1 protein-coding gene is annotated in these 580 nt (G+C 77.9%); it reads right to left on the bottom strand.

The genetic code is table 11. From position 1 onward, the window contains the following. The coding region (locus tag DKL51_RS30995; protein WP_260428733.1) for an adenylyltransferase/cytidyltransferase family protein at positions 1-580 on the bottom strand (580 nt) is incomplete at both ends.

Below are 580 nucleotides of genomic sequence, written 5' to 3'. Positions count from 1 at the left end.
TTCCGCCGTCGGCCGGGTGACCACCGCGCCGGGCCCGGCCGGCCGCCCGGCCCCGGACACCCCCCGGCCGCCGCGGGCGGCGGCGATCATGTCCGTGGTGGACCGGCCGTCGAGGTACGGCACCACCACGGTGTAGCCGCCCCACCGGCGCAGGATCTCCGCCTCCGGCAGCGTGTCGTCGCCGCCGCCGGTGGCGTAGTCGCCGCCCTTGACCCAGATGTCGGGCCGCAGCCAGGACAGGGCCGCGTGCGGAGTCGGCTCGTCGAAGATCATCACGGCGTCGACGCAGCTCAACGCCGCGAGCAGCCGGCTGCGGTCGCCCTGCGGCACGACCGGGCGGTCCGGCCCCTTCAGGCCGGCGACGCTGGCGTCGGAGTTGAGGCAGACGACGAGGCAGTCGCCGAGCTGCCGGGCCGCCTGGAGGGTGGCCACGTGCCCGGCGTGCAACAGGTCGAAGCAGCCACCGGTGGCCACCACCGTGCCGCCCGCCGCGCGGACCTCGGCGACCAGGGCCCCGGCGGTGGTCAGCGGCGCTGGGGAGCGGATCGGGGTGGCGGCCGCCGGGGAGGCGGTGCGCACC

Source organism: Micromonospora globispora (genome assembly GCF_003857015.1).
GTDB classification, from domain to species: Bacteria; Actinomycetota; Actinomycetes; order Mycobacteriales; family Micromonosporaceae; genus Micromonospora; species Micromonospora globispora.
Note: the sequence above shows the minus strand (reverse complement) of the source record. Positions and strands in the feature narration are given on the sequence as shown.